This window comes from Aquimarina sp. Aq107 (assembly GCF_943733665.1).
Taxonomy (GTDB): Bacteria; Bacteroidota; Bacteroidia; order Flavobacteriales; family Flavobacteriaceae; genus Aquimarina.
The window spans coordinates 2,396,751-2,414,872 of record NZ_OX030782.1 but is presented as its reverse complement, the minus strand read 5'-3'; the positions used below and the strand labels follow the sequence as shown (position 1 = coordinate 2,414,872).

General features: G+C 32.0%; 21 protein-coding genes. 8 read left to right on the top strand and 13 right to left on the bottom strand.

Annotated elements, in window-relative coordinates:
• Positions 1-58 precede the first annotated feature (58 nt).
• The 4 genes from NMK29_RS10180 to NMK29_RS10165 all read right to left on the bottom strand — a co-directional run bounded on the left by NMK29_RS10180 (position 59) and on the right by NMK29_RS10165 (position 5,633).
• Positions 59-1,519, bottom strand: a complete 1,461-nt coding sequence (locus tag NMK29_RS10180) for an alkaline phosphatase PhoX (protein ID WP_108804003.1) — start codon at positions 1,517-1,519, stop codon at positions 59-61.
• 141 nt (positions 1,520-1,660) lie between these two features.
• The gene (locus NMK29_RS10175) at positions 1,661-2,434 is read right to left on the bottom strand and encodes a TIGR02757 family protein (RefSeq protein WP_108804004.1); all 774 of its coding nucleotides are present in this window, start codon (positions 2,432-2,434) and stop codon (positions 1,661-1,663) included.
• Between the two features lie 43 nt (positions 2,435-2,477).
• A complete protein-coding gene (locus tag NMK29_RS10170; RefSeq protein WP_108804005.1) occupies positions 2,478-3,146 on the bottom strand; it encodes an ABC transporter ATP-binding protein in 669 nt (222 codons plus the stop codon).
• A 54-nt stretch (positions 3,147-3,200) separates the two neighbouring features.
• Positions 3,201-5,633 carry a DUF5916 domain-containing protein gene (locus NMK29_RS10165; RefSeq protein ID WP_234424288.1) on the bottom strand — a complete coding sequence of 811 codons (2,433 nt, stop codon included), beginning with the start codon at positions 5,631-5,633 and terminating at the stop codon, positions 3,201-3,203.
• 145 nt (positions 5,634-5,778) lie between these two features.
• Here NMK29_RS10165 and msrA point away from each other — a divergent pair, with 145 nt between their 5' ends.
• From msrA to NMK29_RS10150, 3 genes are read left to right on the top strand one after another with little or no spacing between them, the layout of a single operon-like run.
• The gene (gene msrA / locus NMK29_RS10160; protein ID WP_108804006.1) at positions 5,779-6,330 is read left to right on the top strand and encodes a peptide-methionine (S)-S-oxide reductase MsrA; all 552 of its coding nucleotides are present in this window, start codon (positions 5,779-5,781) and stop codon (positions 6,328-6,330) included.
• A gap of 16 nt (positions 6,331-6,346) precedes the next feature.
• Positions 6,347-6,943 (top strand): GTP cyclohydrolase I FolE, encoded by a 597-nt coding sequence (gene folE / locus NMK29_RS10155; RefSeq protein WP_108804007.1) that lies wholly within the window; start codon positions 6,347-6,349, stop codon positions 6,941-6,943.
• A 47-nt stretch (positions 6,944-6,990) separates the two neighbouring features.
• Positions 6,991-7,305, top strand: coding sequence for a hypothetical protein (locus tag NMK29_RS10150; RefSeq protein WP_108804008.1), 315 nt, complete (start codon positions 6,991-6,993; stop codon positions 7,303-7,305).
• Between the two features lie 45 nt (positions 7,306-7,350).
• Here NMK29_RS10150 and NMK29_RS10145 read toward each other — a convergent pair whose 3' ends face one another.
• The 6 genes from NMK29_RS10145 to NMK29_RS10120 all read right to left on the bottom strand — a co-directional run bounded on the left by NMK29_RS10145 (position 7,351) and on the right by NMK29_RS10120 (position 12,592).
• Entirely contained in the window at positions 7,351-7,872 is a 522-nt protein-coding gene (locus NMK29_RS10145) for a DUF6787 family protein (RefSeq protein WP_108804009.1), read from the bottom strand.
• Positions 7,873-7,911: 39 nt separating this feature from the next.
• Positions 7,912-8,337 (bottom strand): DUF6146 family protein, encoded by a 426-nt coding sequence (locus NMK29_RS10140; protein WP_108804010.1) that lies wholly within the window; start codon positions 8,335-8,337, stop codon positions 7,912-7,914.
• 152 nt (positions 8,338-8,489) lie between these two features.
• Positions 8,490-9,128: a DUF937 domain-containing protein gene (locus tag NMK29_RS10135; protein WP_027391730.1), complete on the bottom strand. Its 639-nt coding sequence runs from the start codon at positions 9,126-9,128 to the stop codon at positions 8,490-8,492.
• A 190-nt stretch (positions 9,129-9,318) separates the two neighbouring features.
• Positions 9,319-10,269, bottom strand: coding sequence for a D-2-hydroxyacid dehydrogenase (locus NMK29_RS10130; RefSeq protein WP_108804011.1), 951 nt, complete (start codon positions 10,267-10,269; stop codon positions 9,319-9,321).
• A 71-nt stretch (positions 10,270-10,340) separates the two neighbouring features.
• Positions 10,341-11,405, bottom strand: a complete 1,065-nt coding sequence (gene serC / locus NMK29_RS10125) for a 3-phosphoserine/phosphohydroxythreonine transaminase (RefSeq protein WP_108804012.1) — start codon at positions 11,403-11,405, stop codon at positions 10,341-10,343.
• A 125-nt stretch (positions 11,406-11,530) separates the two neighbouring features.
• On the bottom strand, positions 11,531-12,592 hold the full coding sequence (locus NMK29_RS10120; protein WP_108804574.1) for an acyl-CoA reductase: 1,062 nt from the start codon (positions 12,590-12,592) through the stop codon (positions 11,531-11,533).
• A 66-nt stretch (positions 12,593-12,658) separates the two neighbouring features.
• Between NMK29_RS10120 and NMK29_RS10115 the strand changes: the two genes are divergently transcribed.
• From NMK29_RS10115 to NMK29_RS10100, 4 genes are all read left to right on the top strand, one after another.
• Positions 12,659-13,009 (top strand): 4Fe-4S dicluster domain-containing protein, encoded by a 351-nt coding sequence (locus NMK29_RS10115; protein ID WP_027391726.1) that lies wholly within the window; start codon positions 12,659-12,661, stop codon positions 13,007-13,009.
• A gap of 117 nt (positions 13,010-13,126) precedes the next feature.
• Complete coding sequence (locus NMK29_RS10110; protein ID WP_108804013.1) at positions 13,127-13,765, top strand: outer membrane beta-barrel protein; 639 nt, start codon at positions 13,127-13,129, stop codon at positions 13,763-13,765.
• A gap of 118 nt (positions 13,766-13,883) precedes the next feature.
• Positions 13,884-14,759: an alpha/beta hydrolase gene (locus NMK29_RS10105; RefSeq protein WP_108804575.1), complete on the top strand. Its 876-nt coding sequence runs from the start codon at positions 13,884-13,886 to the stop codon at positions 14,757-14,759.
• A complete protein-coding gene (locus NMK29_RS10100; protein WP_108804014.1) occupies positions 14,746-15,540 on the top strand; it encodes an alpha/beta hydrolase in 795 nt (264 codons plus the stop codon). Before NMK29_RS10105 ends, NMK29_RS10100 begins: the two co-directional genes overlap by 14 nt.
• A 68-nt stretch (positions 15,541-15,608) precedes the next feature.
• On the opposite strand, the gene NMK29_RS10095 is transcribed toward NMK29_RS10100, so the two are convergent.
• The 3 genes from NMK29_RS10095 to NMK29_RS10085 all read right to left on the bottom strand — a co-directional run bounded on the left by NMK29_RS10095 (position 15,609) and on the right by NMK29_RS10085 (position 17,838).
• Complete coding sequence (locus NMK29_RS10095; RefSeq protein WP_108804015.1) at positions 15,609-17,042, bottom strand: hypothetical protein; 1,434 nt, start codon at positions 17,040-17,042, stop codon at positions 15,609-15,611.
• 206 nt (positions 17,043-17,248) lie between these two features.
• Complete coding sequence (locus NMK29_RS23890) at positions 17,249-17,437, bottom strand: hypothetical protein (protein WP_108804016.1); 189 nt, start codon at positions 17,435-17,437, stop codon at positions 17,249-17,251.
• Between the two features lie 155 nt (positions 17,438-17,592).
• The gene (locus NMK29_RS10085) at positions 17,593-17,838 is read right to left on the bottom strand and encodes a hypothetical protein (RefSeq protein WP_108804017.1); all 246 of its coding nucleotides are present in this window, start codon (positions 17,836-17,838) and stop codon (positions 17,593-17,595) included.
• 25 nt (positions 17,839-17,863) lie between these two features.
• Between NMK29_RS10085 and NMK29_RS10080 the strand changes: the two genes are divergently transcribed.
• The gene (locus NMK29_RS10080) at positions 17,864-18,085 is read left to right on the top strand and encodes an alpha/beta hydrolase (RefSeq protein WP_159092263.1); all 222 of its coding nucleotides are present in this window, start codon (positions 17,864-17,866) and stop codon (positions 18,083-18,085) included.
• Positions 18,086-18,122 lie beyond the last annotated feature (37 nt).

Sequence of the window (18,122 nt, the reverse complement as noted above, 5' to 3'; positions counted from 1 at the left end):
CCCCTTTTTTGATTATATTTATTAGCAATAATTGCATAAGATTCATATGATTTATGAATTATCTTTTTAACCCTTTAATAATATATAGCATACTTCCTTCTTTTCTGCTATCAGCAACATTAGGATTAGCATTAGGGTCTGTAAACGCAGTACCATCAGCTTTTTCCCAACCATGATTCTGAGTGATTAAAATGAAGGTTTCATCAACTCCAATAACATCAGAGATATCTATCATTCCTGTAATTTCCCAACTTCTGTCTATAGCTCCATATCCTTGAGCTGCAGCAGCTACTTGATCACATTCTAAAACAGCTTGTAACGCGCCAGAATTAAGATCGTATTGATATAATCTTGCATAATGAGCAGCTGCAGGTTTAAAATCTTGGATACCATTTGGATCTTCCTGAATGTAAGCATAGTTTTCTGTAACTAGTATGTTATCAGGACTGTGAAAAGCTTCTGCTTTACCACCTTCTTTATCACCATCTAATACACAAGTTATTTTTCCAGCACCTGTTGGATCATTTTCGTTTAATACTACTTTGTATATTCTTCCAGAACGAGTTCCTTTTCCGATAAGATCTGGTTTATCTCTTCCAGTTACAGCAAGATAAACTTCTCTATTATTAGCCCCAGAACCTCTTCTCCAGTCGATATCCTCTAATCTAGAGAATCCCATAACTCCTTTAGATTTAGCTTCTGCATCTAATAGATCAATATCTTTTTCTGTTAATTCTACAAACTCCATATCGTATGCTGTACCTTCTTCCATATCCATTTCATATGTAATTCCAGGAGAGGTTACTTTTAATCCGTATAATTTTCCGCCATTTAGATCACCAGCGTTTCCAACATACATACCTAATTGACCAGAAGGTACTTCGTCATTACTATTATCATCTCCGATAAATACTACAGTTTTATCTGGGTATGCATCTTTTCCAATAGCAACGGCATTTTCTGTAGACCATTGCCCCATAGAAGTTAACATTCTAGGAGTAGAAGCAATAGAAGGATCTCTATAAGGATCTGTTGCAAAAACTCCCTTAGAGTTTCCTCCCCATTCTCCTCCTGATAAATACATAGGACCAAAACCATGCTCTTCTTGAGTAATCATAGATCCAGAACATTGAGCAGTCTCCGCAGTTGCAACTGCATTAAGTATATGTTCTCCTTTTATTGGTTTGAATGTTTCATCAAGCGTAATACGTGCTATTGCATAATCCGCTTCTATATTGTTTATTAGGGTATAAGTTCCGTCTGTATTACGAAGTAGACCGGCTCCATCCGCCATAGATCCATATGTAAAGTCAGGAATGTAAGTATCTTCAGAAGAAAGTAAATTATAAATTTCAATATCTGTAAAACCAGACATTTTTTTTAAGAGAACAGGTGAGGTTGATCTGCTTTCTAATTCAATTAAATCTCCTATTGGTGGTGTTGAAGTATCGTCGTCATCGTTACAAGATGTTAAAATCAAACCGCAACATAGCGCAAGAAGTCCTAAGTAATTTTTCATGATTGTGTGAATTTTCGTTTTCACAAATTTACTTCGAGAGTAAGCGGAATGACTTTATGGAAATGTTTTATGTTTATTAAAGAAACGTCAACCTAATGTTTATAATGTAAACTACATGTTACTCTTTAGAATTATTCTAAGTTAGAATTTTTCAAAAACACCTAATCCAAATAAAGCATAGTCATATTTTATAGGGTCTAACGGGTCTAACTTCCTTAATTTGGTGTCTAACTCCAATAAAGCTTTTCCATCATTTTGCTTTCTACTGAATAAACCTAACTTTCTTGCTACATTACCAGAATGAACATCTAATGGACAGGATAATTGTGATGGCGACATGCTTTTCCAAATTCCTAGATCTACACCAGCCCCCGCATCTCTTACCATCCATCTAAGGAACATATTAATTCTTTTGGCAGCAGAATTTTTATGAGGATCACTGATATGTTTTTGGGTTCTTGGAAGGTGCGGTAGTGTAAAAAACTCTTTTTTAAAGTGATGTATTGCATTTTGTAAAAAGGCTTCTTCATTATATTGAGAAAAGAAACTTTCTAAGTCACCAAACTTATTGTAAATGTTTTGTAATGCCTTTATAAAATAGGAGAGGTCTTTGCTATTAAAAGTTCTGTGTACAAAACCTTCCAGGTTTTCCAGTGTTGTCTCCGAATGGTTCATAACATAATCATGCGGTGAATTACCTAAAAGAGACATTAATTTATGAGCATTTTTTAAAATACTTTTACGATTTCCCCAAGAAATGGTTGCCGTAAGAAAACCTGCTATTTCTATATCTTCTTTTTGTGTAAATAAGTGAGGAATTTGAACTGGATCAGTTTCTATGAATTTCGGTTGCTCATAAAAAGCTGCTTTTTCATCAAGAAATTCTTTGAGTTCAGTTTTATTAAGTTTCTTCACTGGATTTAGCACTGTACGTAAATTCTAAAAAGTGTTCAATGATCTATGACTTGTCTACAATTTTACCATCTACCATAACTAGTTTACGATCTGCCATATTTGCTAACTCTTCATTATGGGTAACGATAACAAAAGTTTGTCCATACTCATCTCTAAGTTTGAAGAATAGTTTATGTAAATTTTCTGCAGATTCACTATCTAAATTACCAGAAGGTTCGTCAGCAAAAATTACTTTAGGATTATTTATTAACGATCTCGCTACAGCAACTCTTTGCTGTTCCCCACCAGAAAGCTCATTAGGTTTATGGTCAGATCGATGTTCTAATCCTAAAAAACCAAGTAATTCTTTAGCTCTTTTTTCTGCATCCGCTTTTGGTACTTTTTTAATAAAAGCTGGAATGCATACATTTTCTAATGCTGTGAATTCAGGTAACAGTTGATGAAACTGGAAAATAAATCCTAATTGTTCATTTCTGAATTTAGAAAGTTGCTTCTCCGAAAGGAAATTTATGATGTTATTGTTAATTGATAAATCACTTCCTTTTTCTTTTGATGCTCTATCTAAAGTTCCTAAAATTTGTAGCAATGTAGTTTTTCCTGCACCAGAAGCACCTACAATAGAAACAATTTCTCCTTCTTTTATATGTAAATCAACACCTTTTAAGACATGTAAATCGCCATAGTGTTTATGAATATTTTTAGCTTTTATCATCAATTATATCTCTAGAGATTGTGAAAGTAACTAATATCCTAAAATTCGCCAAGATTATCCTTTAAAAGAACCTTTTAAATTATTTATATCTAGGAAATAGACGACCCTTAATGATAAGGTATGTTTTATGGGTTGACCAAAAAGATTATCTAAACTATCTGTATAATTAATCGTTGATAATTCATCTTGGTTAAATATTTGATTACGATAGAGCAGTGTAGCTTCACTTCCTGGAGCAAATCTCCAACTAAAACTTAAATCTAAATTCCAGATATTAAAATTGGTATTAGGATCATTTTCTGTAGTGTCATAATCTGTTTGTGTTCGCGAACCATCATTATTAAGCGTGTAAAAAATATTTTCAGAGTAATCAGCTGTACTCCAAAAATTTCTAAAACGAAGATTAATTGCTTTATAAGGATCAAAATTATAACTAGCACTAAGGGAGTTTTCTATTGTAGTAATATCCCTTTGCCCTAAGAAAACATCCGTATCATCATTGTCAATATATCCGAAATTGCGTTTTCTAATAGAGTAGTCCGTAGTCCAAATAACTAAGAGTTTATCGGAGAATCGATACCTAGGAGAAAGATTCATGCTGTAGGTTTGTTGATCATCTTCAAACCAATTACGATGAAATAGTCGAATATCATAAGCGAATTTTTTACGATAATCTGAAGACACCCATAGATTTACACCAAGGTTTTCACTGAATGTAACAAATCTGCCATCTACTCTAGGTTCGAAGTAATCATCAGTATCAGAATCATAAATAGTAAAACCTCCAAAAGCAAAACGTTCTCTAGTAACAAAAAACCAATCGACACCAAGGGAATTGGAAGTTTGAACACTAGGATCATATAATCTACGATGTCTTGCGAAAAGATTAATTCTGTAGTTATTGAATAGTTTAGTAGGTTCGAAAATCTGGTAAGAAGTACTAACTCGGAAGCTATTGAAATTATTTCTAAAATTTACTCCTAAATCATTTATATCAAAAGTGGTATTAGCTAGATCGTGTCCAAATCCATATCTCCATTTCCCTTTAATACGATCAAAATCAAGCTCTGATCTAAAACCACCAATATTGTCACCAGGAAGATTTACTTGACTTACTATAGAGCGCCCAGTTAATCGATAAGAATTGGTTTTGTTAGCTAAGTTCCATACCAAACCAGTAACGTTGGCATCTCTAAAATCACTTCCGTTTCGGGTAACATTAGTATTAATTAATGAAATAGAAGAGTTGTTATTAAATTGTTGATCTAATACAAAAATATTATAGTTGGCTAAAGGTTCAACTACTTTTTTTCTTTGATTTCCTGTAATGGTATCGGTAATACGAACTTCGGTTTTTTCAGTAATTGCATTAAAAAAACCGATCCCTAAATTTCCTTTAGTTCTTCCTGAGATTTTAAGCGCATTTAGCAGATTTACCTTAGTAGGGGCATCTTCTGCGATTTCATTTTCTAATAAATCTTCATCAGATACATAAGCAGTTGGACCATTACCTACTCGTCTTGAAAAGAAGATATTCCCCTTATTGAAAAGCTCAGTGCCCTCAGTAAAAAATTGTCTATTTTCTCCGAATGTTTGTTCGAAAGGACCTAAATTAAGCCGAACTTCATCAAAAGCGGCTTGTCCAAAGTCTGGAATTAAAGTTGCATCTAGAGTAAAGCTATCACTTAATCCATATTTAACATCTAACCCTGCACTAAAATCTGTTTCCGTTTCTCCATCAGATGTAGTTGCTAATCCTTGTACAAATGGGAAAAAAGTAAGTCTTACAGGTGGATTTATATCTTTAACACCATTTACAATTCCATTATATTGCGTGCGTTGTCCTACTTCGTTATCTACAAAATTCCAGGAGTGAGTCTCATTTCTATTCTGTAGGCGTCTAAAAAAGTTAATGCTCCAATCTTGGACAGGTATTTCCGGAAAACGTAAAGCGTTATATGGTATTTTAAATTCTGCATACCATCCCTTTTCATCAAAGGATATTTTTGCATCAAATACTACATTGTAACTAAAATCTTCATTGAATTGATCAGCTCTGGCATCTCCTATTGTTCCAGCACTAGTAATAAAAAAACGTGTTTCATTAATTCCATCGTTGTATGTGTTCATGGATATATTAAAGAAATCTGCTTGAGCGAAAACATTATCTCGTTGACTAAATTGTTTTAGTATTTTATCAGGTTGATCATCATAAAGATAAGCGGCAAAATATACTGCTTTATCATCATATGCCATTTTTACTTCTGTTCTAAGATTTTCTGGGATCGTCCCTTCATTACCGGGTTGCCACATATTAAAATTACCAGATGGAGTAATATCTAACCATACCTGATCATCTAGAATACCATCTATCTTAGGTGAAGTAGATATTCTGTGTGCTGTAATTTGTTTTTTTTCTTGACCAAATAAAATAACAGTGTATAGTATGAACAACATACTAAGGATAGGGCGTAATTTTCTATTCATGTTTTGTAAAAAAATCCTTACTTTCTCGACTCAATTGCAAAACTAGGATTTACATCTTAACGGCGTACTAATGAAAAGTTAAAAAGCGTTAGTAAGCTTCTCTATCTATGTACATTCGTTAAAAAAAATACGTTTTAATAATAATATGATAAAAAATAACTTGAATATTGCGGTTTTTGCAGGAGGATGCTTTTGGTGTACAGAAGCGGTTTTTCAAAGATTGGAAGGGGTTTATCGTGTTATTTCTGGATATACAGGAGGATCTATAAAGAATCCAGCATACAGGGAAATAACCACGGGAAAAACAGGACATGCTGAGGCAATAATGATTGAGTATGATTCTGAGACCATAAATTATAATGAATTGTTAGAAATCTTTTTTGCTACTCATGACCCTACTACATTAAATAGGCAAGGAGCGGATAGAGGGACTCAATACAGAAGCGCTATATTTTACAATAATGAAAATCAAAAAGAATTGGCTCATTCAATGATTGAAAAGCTAAATTCGGAAGGTGTTTTTGATAACCCGATTGTAACTGAAGTAACTGCTTTAGGTCCTTTTTATAATGCAGAAGATTATCATCAAGATTATTATAATCAAAATAGTAAACAAGGGTACTGTCAGTTTGTGATTAACCCAAAACTAAGTAAATTGCAGCATACTTTTAAGAGTAAGTTGAAAAAGGAAATTTAGAATTAATATACGCATAATGCCATACAATAAGTTTGAAGAATATAATATCCAGGTTACAGATCATGTAAAAGATAAGTTTAAGTCAATTATTACTGATTTAGGAGAAGATGTAAGTAGGGAAGGGATTGTTAAGACTCCAGAGAGAGCGGCAAAAGCCATGCAATTTTTGACTCAAGGATATCATCAGAATCCTGAAGAGATATTAAAAAGTGCCATGTTTAAAGAAGATTATGACGATATGGTGATTGTAAAGGATATAGAGTTATATTCTTTGTGTGAGCATCATATGCTGCCATTTTTTGGTAAAGCTCATATAGCATATATTCCTAATGGGCATATAGTCGGGTTAAGTAAATTACCTAGAATAGTTGATGTTTTTGCAAGACGACTTCAAGTACAAGAACGATTAACTCATGATATCTTGGAATGTATTAATAATACTTTAAAACCACAAGGTGTTGCTGTTGTTATAGAGGCGTCGCATATGTGCATGATGATGCGTGGTGTACAAAAACAAAATTCTGTAACTACTACTTCTGGGTTTAGAGGTCAATTCGAAAAGATAGAAACGAGAACTGAGTTTCTAAGGTTGATAACTGCAGATTTGGCATAACAATTTTTTGGCATTTTTTTTGTTATATCTTTAGTAAATAGAAACTTATGAAAAAAAACAAGTATAAATTACTAAAGAAAGGTATTGTTTATGATTTGATAGGTATGGCCTCGATGGTTATTCCTGTTGTTGGACCTTTTTTAGACATTATTTGGGCGCCATATGCGGCAAAAAAAATGTTAGATATGTATCCGGGAAAAAAAGGGAAAATAGCTTCAATAATAACATTTATAGAAGAGATTATACCAGGAACCGATATTATTCCATCTTTTACGATTATGTGGTTATATACCTTTGTAATTAATAAAGAAGAAGTTTTTGATAAAGATGCTAAAACTATTGAAGTAGAGATAGTTCAATAATAAGCAGTGCTACTTCCTTTATCTAATACATTTTTAAAAACACTATTAGTCAAGAAACCTAGCAAAACCCATTCTGCGGAGCATTTTTTTCTCAAACCACCAGAAAAATTTAAATTGGCCAAAAAGCCATCCTACAATTAACAATATAACTTGATATATAGGGAATATCAAAAATATTCTAAGTGGCCAATAAATCCATCCATTAGTTGTTTCTTTACTTAAACCAATTAATGTTAGTAATGGGTCAGAAACTCTTGCAGCCGTAGATCCTGTAATAGCAAAAGCAATGAATATAGCTATCAATTCCCACCTATAGTTTATATTCCATTTTTTTTCTAATGCATTAAATATCTTTAAAGTTAGTCCTAATAAAGGAATAAAAAGGAATAAAGTGATTAATGATAATGCAAGAATATATGCTTCATGATTTTCTGATAATTTAAAAATTCCAGAGATAAGTCTTTTGCTTAATAAAAAAGAAGAAATCAATAAACCTATTAGTCCTAATAGAGGGAAAAGAAGTTGCCAATTAGCTTGGATTTCCCAACGATCTTTGAATTTTTGCATTGAACAAAAATACAATATTAACTTTCCACGTCAAAATCTTTATCCTCTACTTACGAAAAAACGTTGGTTGTATTGTTTTTCAAAAAACAAGAAATAATTATATAGTAAATAATTCACTTCGTATCCATAATCAGTGTGCTGATCATAGTTAATTTGTTGAATATATAAATCAGGATCGAAACGTTGTGGTTGGACTACTCTTTGATTGTATTCTATAACATATTGACGATTTCTTATTTCTAAAAACTGTTGATTGTAATAGCCTCTAGGTCTTTGTGTTACTAGCCAGTTATTAAATCCAGGTTCTATGATAAGGATTTCATACTCTAGATCGTCATTAGCAATTCTTAATGTATCCGAGGTATCGGTCGTAGATGTTGTGTCTAGTTTTCGATCTTTAGTTGTGCCACAACTGTAAATGAATAGCACCAGAGTAAGTATAAAAAAAAACTGTTTTGTTACCATATGTTTAAGTTACAAAAAGTTGATCAATATTTTTTTAGTTTTAACGTTTTGTAATGTTTTTAGGAATGTAATTATATATAATAACATATAAAAAAAGAGTCTTGATGTTTATATCAAGACTCTTTTTAAATTATTAAAATTATTTTTTGATTTTATTTTCCAAAAAGTCCACCAAGTAATCCTCCAATACCGCCTTTTTTCTGACCGCCTCCAAGAACCATACCTGCAACATCATCTAGAATACTTCCGTCACCATCAGCATCCAGAAATGATTCGATAAGAGATTGTTGTTTAGATCCCTGACCACCTCCAAGCATTCCTCCAAGCATACTAGATAGTCCATTAGCATCAGAGACGTTACTTTGAGAAGCTTGCTTACCTAAAACTCCCATTAGAATAGGTGCAGCTACTTTAAGGATTTGACTTACTGAACCAGCATCCATTCCAGATTTTTGACTTAATGCATTTTCTACAGCTGGTTGTTTCCCTCCTAAAATATGTCCCAGAATTCCAGCTCCATCATTAGTAACATTGTCTTCAACTCCACCTTCAAACAAACCACCAAGATTATCTAAGATTCCACCACCAGAATGTTTTCCGGATAATGCTCCTAATAATCCCGAAGCTCCTTCAGGTGTAGAGGCATTTTTTTGCATTGCTCCCATAAGTACTGGCATAGCCATACTTAGTAAATTTCCAGTTTTATCCGCGGATTGTCCTGTTTGACTACTTACTCCACTAATGATTTGTTGCCCCATTGGGCTATTTAAAAGATCTAAAATTCCAGACATGATTTATATTTTTTTATTATGTGATCTAAATTTACATTTTTTATAGGTAAGATTATAGAATTGATTCATCTTATTTTATGAGAAAACCGGATGAAATGATAATTTTATCGATATAAGGTAAATAAAAAAACACCTTTTACGAATATTTGTAAAAGGTGTTTTCCGATAATCTTTTAATCTCTTTCTATAATTACTTAAGTATAGAAATAATTTGATCAGCAAGTTCTTGCCCAATTCTGTCTTGTGCTTCTCCTGTCGCAGCACCAATGTGAGGTGTTAGCGAGATCTTGTTATTCATTAATACTTTGATAGCAGGATTTGGTTCATTTTCGAAAACATCAAGTCCAGCAAAACTTAGTTTACCACTTTCTAGCGCTTCTACTAATGCTACTTCATCAATAACACCACCTCGGGCAGCATTGATTAATCCAGCTCCATCCTTCATTTGATCAATTTCTGGTTTACCAATCACATATTCTTTCTGTGCAGGAACGTGTAATGTAAAGAAATCCGCTTGTTTCAGAACTTCTTCTTTCGAAACAGTTTTTATTTTAAAGCTTAAGGATTGTCCATCAAAAAATTCAACCGGAATATCTACTTCTTCAATAAAAGGGTCAAATGCTGCCACATTCATACCAACTCCGATTGCTATTTTTGCTGTTGCTTGTCCAATACGACCAATACCAATAACACCAAGTGTTTTTCCTCTCAATTCTGTACCTCCAGCATATGCTTTTTTAAGGTTTTTGAATTTACTGTCTCCTTCTAAGGGCATATTTCTATTGGCATCGTGTAAAAAACGAACACTACCATATAAATGTGCAAATACTAGTTCAGCTACAGATCCAGAAGAAGCGGCAGGTGTATTGATTACGTGTAATCCTTTTTCTCTTGCGTAAGTAACATCAATATTATCCATACCAACACCACCACGACCAATGATTTTTAAGGAGCTACAATTATCAATGATATCAGTTCTTACTTTAGTAGCACTTCGTACTAATAATACATTGATTTCATTGTCGTTAATATAATTTACTAATTGATCCTGTGCTACTGTGGTGGTTTGCACTTCGAATCCAGCTTTTTCTAGGGTATCTATACCACTTTGTGATACTCCATCGTTTGCTAATACTTTCATTTTAAAGGTTTGATTTTTTAATTTTTTGTTCTTATTCTAGAATAGTAAGCTTTTGATTTGTTGTAAGTTGGTTACGCTTTTCTTTCTAAATCACTCATTACATCTACAAGTGCAGCAACACTTTCTATACTCATCGCATTGTACATACTTGCTCTATATCCTCCGACACTTCTGTGCCCATTAACACCATTGATGCCAGCTTCTTTCCACATAGCGTCAAAAGTTTCTTTTAAATCTTCATCTACTAAAGAAAAGGTTGCATTCATTGTCGATCTATCTTCTTTTTCGGCAAATCCTTTAAATAATGGATTTAATTCTATTTCAGAATAGATAAGTTTTGCTTTTTTCTCGTTTTCTTCTTCAATGGCAGCTATTCCACCAAGTTTTTTTAGCCATCTAAGTGTAAGCATAGATGTATATACAGGGAAAACAGGAGGCGTATTAAACATACTGCTTTTACTAATATGTACACTGTAGTCTAACATTGATGGGATTTGTCTTTCTATTTTGCCAAGAATATCTTCTTTAATAACAACCAACGTAGTTCCTGCAGGCCCCATGTTTTTTTGAGCTCCAGCATAAATTAGACTAAACTTAGAAAAATCCAATTGTCTTGAGAAAATATCACTACTCATATCACATATAAGCGGTGCATCGGTAGTTGGGAAATCCTTTATCTGTGTACCAAATATTGTGTTGTTACTTGTGCAGTGTAAATAATCCAAACCTTCTGGTACTTTATACCCTTTAGGGATATAATTATAATTAGCATCTTTAGAAGATGCAACTTCAATCACTTCCCCAAAAATTTTAGCTTCTTTAATGGCTTTATCACTCCAGCTACCTGTATTGATATATCCTGCTTTATTCTGTAATAAATTATAAGCAGCCATTAAGAATTGTGTACTCGCTCCACCTTGAAGAAAAAGTACTTTATAGCCTTTACCTTCTAATCCTAATAATTCTAAAGCCAAACTACGGGCTTCTTCCATTACGTCTACAAAATCTTTGCTACGATGTGAAATCTCCAAAATGGATAACCCAGAGTCGTTAAAGTCTAATACAGCCTGGGATGCTTCTTTGAATACTTCTTGTGGTAAAATACAAGGTCCTGCGCTAAAGTTGTGCTTTTTCATCAGTAGTTTTATAGTTTTTATTATTTACTTTTCTTATTGTTTTCTGGCTCCTTAAACCAGTAAGAAAAAACACCACAAAGGTGCTAATAATCTAAAACAAAATCATTATCAATATGATAAAATATTTAATCAATTTTTGTTAAAAATTCAATAACATCAATGTTATCTGCATAATCTGATAGAGAAGGGTGTTGAGTAGTACCAAAATCAATACTTTCTTCTGAAAAATCATCACTTACAATACATTGAATAGCTTCTTTATCCTTTTCGAATTTTTGAATTAGCTCATCCTTAGTATCATAAGTTTCGTAGAATAAAGTAGCAATAGGAGAACCATAACTGGTATCTTCCTTTAGCATTAGAAATCCATTTTCTAGTAGCTTAAAACTGCTCATTAAATACACCGCTTTATTATAATCATAATTATTGGCATACTTAGCACCATTGATGATATCATTATGAGCATAAATGGATTTAAAAAATAGATCGAAATCATAACCTTTAGGAACCATAAGTTTGGATACACTGCGACAACCTAATCCATAATATCTAAATATATCGTTTCCTAATGCTGCTAATTGTTCCTTGGATTCGTTACCGGTTAAAACAGCTACAGAATTTCTGTTTTTGCGAATTATATTGGGTTTATTACCAAAATAATGTTCAAAATAACGAGCAGTGTTATTACTTCCTGTAGCAATGATGGCGTCAAAACCAGTGAATTTTTCGGTGGTAAAAGAAATTTTATTCTTAAACTTAGGTGCTATGGAGATTAGGTAAGAAGCTAGGTAAGGAAGTAATTGATTATCATTAGAAGATTGTTTAACTAATACGTTATGGCCGCTGATTAATACTGAAATAAAATCGTGAAATCCAACTAAAGGAATATTACCTGCCATAATTATTCCAATTGTTTTCGATTCTATTTGATCTAATGAATAAGAAGATAACCATTGTTCTAGGTTATGTTTTGTAAGTGTTTTACTCCATTGCGACAGTGAAAACACTATGTTTTCTTCTGTAAACCAACCATTATGATGTTTGGCAGATTCTATTTTTTGCGTCATTCCATCAAAAAAATCTTCGTTATTTTTGATGTTGTTAATCTTCTCATAACCAGTATTTTTGAATTGACTTAAGAACTTGCCTAATTCAGAAAATGCGGTAATTCGGTCATTTAATAACATTTCTAATTTGTTTATCACTAGTTTACGAGTTATTTTTGTGTTGCAAATTTAGAATAAAAAAGAGCTATGGCAATTATAATAACGGATGAATGTATAAACTGTGGTGCGTGTGAACCAGAATGTCCAAACACTGCAATTTATGAAGGAGCGGATGATTGGAGATATGCCGACGGTACAGATTTAGAAGGTGATGTTGTACTTCCTGGAGGAAAAGCAGTTAACTCAGAAGAAGCACAAGAACCTGTGAGCGATGAAATATATTATATAGTTCCAGATAAATGTACGGAGTGTAAAGGTTTTCATGAAGAACCTCAATGTGCGGCTGTGTGTCCGGTAGATTGTTGTGTTCCAGATGAAGATATAGTAGAAACCGAAGAGTTTTTATTGCAGAAACAGGCATTTATGCACAAAGAATAATAGATTAATGATCTTATATAGTTATAAACCTGTCGGTATCGACAGGTTTTTTTATGCTTGTTTTTTAAATTTTAGTATTTTCGTCAAGAATTTAACCTCAAATCTAAACATGAAATTATGAAAAAATTAATATTCTTTATTTTACTTGTTGCTATTTCGGCTACTTCATTTGGACAATATCGTTGGGAAGTAACTGGTGGTGCGACATTTTCCAAGTTAAGTTTTGAGGATGTTGACTCAGATTTTGGGACAGGTTTCTTTTTTAGCGCTGGTTATGGCTATGTTATGGGTGTTCGAGCCAAAACAAGTATTGTTTTTTCTGTTGAAATTTTACAAAGAAATAGTGAGATAGATCTTTTCCAGTCTCAGTTTGATCTAGGTGACCCAGTATTTATTGATGATCCAAAAACTGAAATAAAAGCTCTTCAGATAGGGTTTAATCCTAAATTCAGATATTTATTTGGTAGAGGAAAAGATCGTTTTAGACCTTTTATTAATGTAGGTCCTTCTTTTAGATTAAATACTAGTGTAGAATTTGCGGGTGTAGATTTGGAATCTGATCAGTATGAACAATTAGTAATTGGTGGAGTTTATGGTGCAGGTTTTTCTCAGATGATTGGAGAGATGTTTGATATTATGCTAGAAGTAGGTGCAATGAATGATTTTACGGATAATTTAGTCGATGTGGATAGTAAATTTTTCGACATCTATGCTCGAGTAGGTGTTCGTTTTAGAATATATGATGCTCGACGATAAAAGATAAGTCAATTAAAAATAAAATATTAAGATCCTGCTTTGGCAGGATTTTTTTATGCAATTCATTTTAATTTTTTGTAAATTAGTTACTTACAAGCATTTTTTAAAGAATACTAATATGCCAAATTGGGGATACATAACAATTATTATTCTGGCATTTTATATTATTGCTAGCGTTGCTTTATACTATTTGCAAGAATATTTTATTTTTAAACCAGAGAAATTAGATAAAGATTTTGAATTTTATTATAACAACCAAGTTGTAGAAGAGTATAATCTAGAAACTAGGGATGGTGCTATTATAAATGGACTTCATTTTAAGGTAGAGAATCCTAAAGGTGTGGTGCTCTATCTTAAAGGAAATTCTAAAAGTATAAAGGGTTGGGGTAAGTTTGCTGTTGATTTTACAAGACACGGATATGATGTATGTATGTTAGATTACCGTGGATTTGGTAAAAGTACAGGAAGGCGTTCTTTTAAAGCGATAAAACGTGACCTTCAGTTCGTTTATAATAAATTAAAAGAAAAAGTAGACGAAAAGTATATAATACTCTATGGACGATCCATGGGATCTGGTTTTGCTACTAAATTAGCATCTATAAACAATCCTAAAATGTTAATACTGGATGCGCCATATTATAGTTTGAGTAAGGTAGCGGCTAAGTTTATACCGTTTATGCCAGTTTCTTTAATAATGAGGTATCCAATACCCACTTATAAATGGTTAAAGTATGTGAATTGCCCTATTCATATAATTCACGGGACTCACGATAAATTAATTCCTTTTAAATCCAGTATAAAGTTATCAAAAGTAAAACCTAAACTAACTCGTCTTTATACAGTAATTGGGGGAGGTCATAAGAATCTCAATAATTTTGAATCCTATCATAAAATGCTAGGAGAAATTATCAATTCTAAAATGAGAAGAATTAATTTATCTAATACTAGCATCGGTGTAAAACACTCCTCAAAAAAAGTAAATGTCCAAGCTTAAAAAGGTTTTATTTTGGATAGTATCTATTTATCTAATGATAATTGTTTTGTTATACTTTTTTCAACATAAAATTATTTTTCAGCCAGAAAAACTTTCTTCAGAGTATATCTATCAATTTGATCATACTTTTAAAGAAATATTTCTTACTGCTGAAGATGGTATACAATTAAATGGTTTGCATTTTACAACTCAAAACCCCAAAGGGGTTCTTTTATATTTTCATGGTAATCGTGGCAGTTTAAGAAGATGGGGAAAGATTGCTACTTTTTTTGTAGACAAACAATATGATGTCATAATTATGGATTATCGTGGATATGGTAAGAATGAAGGAACTATAACAGAGCAATTGTTATATGCTGATGCACAATTGTTTTATACCTATGCAAAAAATCAATATTCAGAAAATCAAATTACAGTTTATGGTAGGTCTCTTGGCACTGGAATAGGTGTAAAGACGGCATCTGAGAATAATCCAAAGCAACTCATATTAGAAACACCTTATTACAGTATAAAAGATGTTGCTCATCGGTCGTATCCTTGGTTACCTACAAAATGGTTAATGAAAACAGATATTCCATCATATCAATTTATTAATAAAGTACAATGTCCCATAACAATTTTTCATGGAACCTCAGATCGTGTAGTTCCATATGATTCGGGTAAAGTATTATTTGAAGAAATTACTCAAAAAAGAAAACAATTGATTACAATACAAGAAGGTGCTCATAATAATCTTATTAATTTTGGGGATTATCATGAACATCTGAATAAGATTTTATAATGTAGAAAAGAATACTCCGTATTTGAATTTCTTAATACGAAGTATTTTTATTATATAATAATTCCTTTTTAATTTAAATTGGCGGTAAGCACATCCCATTCTGGATATTGACCACCGTTATCTATTCCTTCTGCTCCATAAATAAGATACATTTTGTCATTAAAAATACACATTTGATGTATGGTTTCTTCACCTGTATTGCTAACTAAATTTGTTGCTAATTCTTGGTATGAATTATTCAGCGTATTTAATACACCAATTGTTGCTTGTGTTTGAAGTTCATTATTATTATCTATAAACCTTATTTGTCCGGCTACATAAATGAGATGTTGGTACTTTTGAACATATGTAAAGTTAATTGCTTTATTCATTTCAAATGTTTCGATTAATTGAGGATTCGCGATATTTATTTTAAAGATTTTGTTGGAAGATTGGAGACCAAATAGTTCTTCCGATCCTCCAAAAACATATAAATGATCATTTACAATGGTACCTCTTGCTCCACTTCTTGATTCTGGTAAAGTAGCAAACTCAGCCAAAGTTTCAGATTCAAGATTCCACTTAAATATTTTATCACTTTCAGTATCGTTTAAATCACCACCTATTACATAAATATCATCGTCAAGTACAGAGATTCCAAATCGTGATAATTGTTTTCCGTGCGAAATGGACACTGGATTTTGGGAAATATCTAAATCATATGTATTTACATATTGTCCGCCTAAAACAATTAGCTTATTATCCACTATATGCAGTTGTTTAGATACATAATCAGTTTGCGGAAAAAGTTTTTCCGTCATAGTATTTGTATTCGGATCAAATTTCAAAACTCTTTCTGGATTGTTCAATCCATCTGCATCAGTTTCTCTAGTGGCTATAAAAAAACTATCGTCACTATAAGAACCTATCATTCCAGGCGCTGAACCTCTAACAGCATCACTTTCAAAAGAAAATAAATTGGAAAAATTAAGCCCTGTTTGTGGAACTGTAACATAATCTTCTTGTTTTTTTTCTATCAAAGTAAAACGTAATATAGAGTCATCTTCATTGGTAATTGTAGCATTTATATTGTCATCCTCAGTAACTTCAAATGTTGCACTTATAAAGTCCAGTTCTACTGTATTATTGCTTCCTTCGAGAATACTAAATTCCCCGGAAATAGAAGAAACATATTTATCTAATAATGTTTCTTGTATATTTGATACATTAGTTTTAATATCGAACCCTTTTCTCCATACTAAGGAATCTTTTAAAGCGATCCTACTGAAGATAAATTCATCATCTTTTACATTGAAATTTTCTGAGATATCCAATTCGATACTTCCATTGATGAGTGTTGCCTGAGTAATTTTCCAAGTTTTTGAAGATCCTCCATTTAGAATAGCTATTGTTTCATTCATTAATTCTTGAGATGAAGTAGTAGCATCGTCATCATTTTTACAAGATATAAATGTGAGAAATAATATTCCTAATAATACGTATAAACTAATTGATTTTTTCATGATTTTCTAATTATCTATTTGTTTTCATCCTTATAGACCGTATAGAGTCAAATGGTTGCGTGAAGGTTTAATGAAAAAAGAAAAATGATAATTTATTTATATGGAGGAAATAGCTTAGAATCCTTTGCTAAAAGAGTTTGGGCGGTTTTGATTTAAAAAATAAACCTTCCTTTTTTTATAGGAAATAAAGAAGGATATTAAAAATGTTAATAAATATGAGAATGCTTAAAAGTTAAAATCCAATCTAGCGTAATAATATGTACCACTAAATCCCATTTGGACAGCATCCCAATATTACCAGCTTCAGTTAAATCATCTTGTTGATCTAGATATTCATTGGTCATATTATTACCACCAATAGTAAGTTTTAGTTGGTCTCTTAGTTTATAACCCACGGTTAAATCAACAGTTATTTTGGCTTCATTAGCATCATCATTAGCATCAAAATCTACTAATGTAATTTCGCTAAATCTTGTTAAACCAAAACCTGCATTGAATTTTTCAATATTATAGTTTAGGTTTAATGGAAATTTACTTCTTGGTGTCGATGCTAGTAAAAAGCCTTGTTCTCCTTTGCCAAAAAAAAGTCAGGATCCAAATCCGTATTAACAGCGGTGATATACATATGATTAAAATTTCCTGCTAATAATGCCGATAGTGTACCAAAACTATAATTCCATTTCCAAGAAAGAACGATATCCATACCTACAGTTTCTGTATCCACTGTATTAGCAAAAAACTGAGCTTCATTTACGTTATCTATATCTATGGCTTCAAAAGTTCCAGTAAAAAACATTTTAAAATTTAAGTTTTCATCTAATATGTTTATAGAAAATGTAACGTGTCCTATTACAATTTATCACGGTATCGATGATGGAGTAGTTCCTTATACATCATGTCAAAAACTATTTAGAAGTATTTTAACTTCAAAAAAGAAAATGATAACAATTGAAGGTGGTTCACATAATGATCTAATTAAATTTGATAAGTATATTAATACTATAGACGATGTATTAAAAACAAATTCGCTTTACCCTAATTAATTAGAATAAAGCGAATTATAGTTTTCAAACTAAAAAT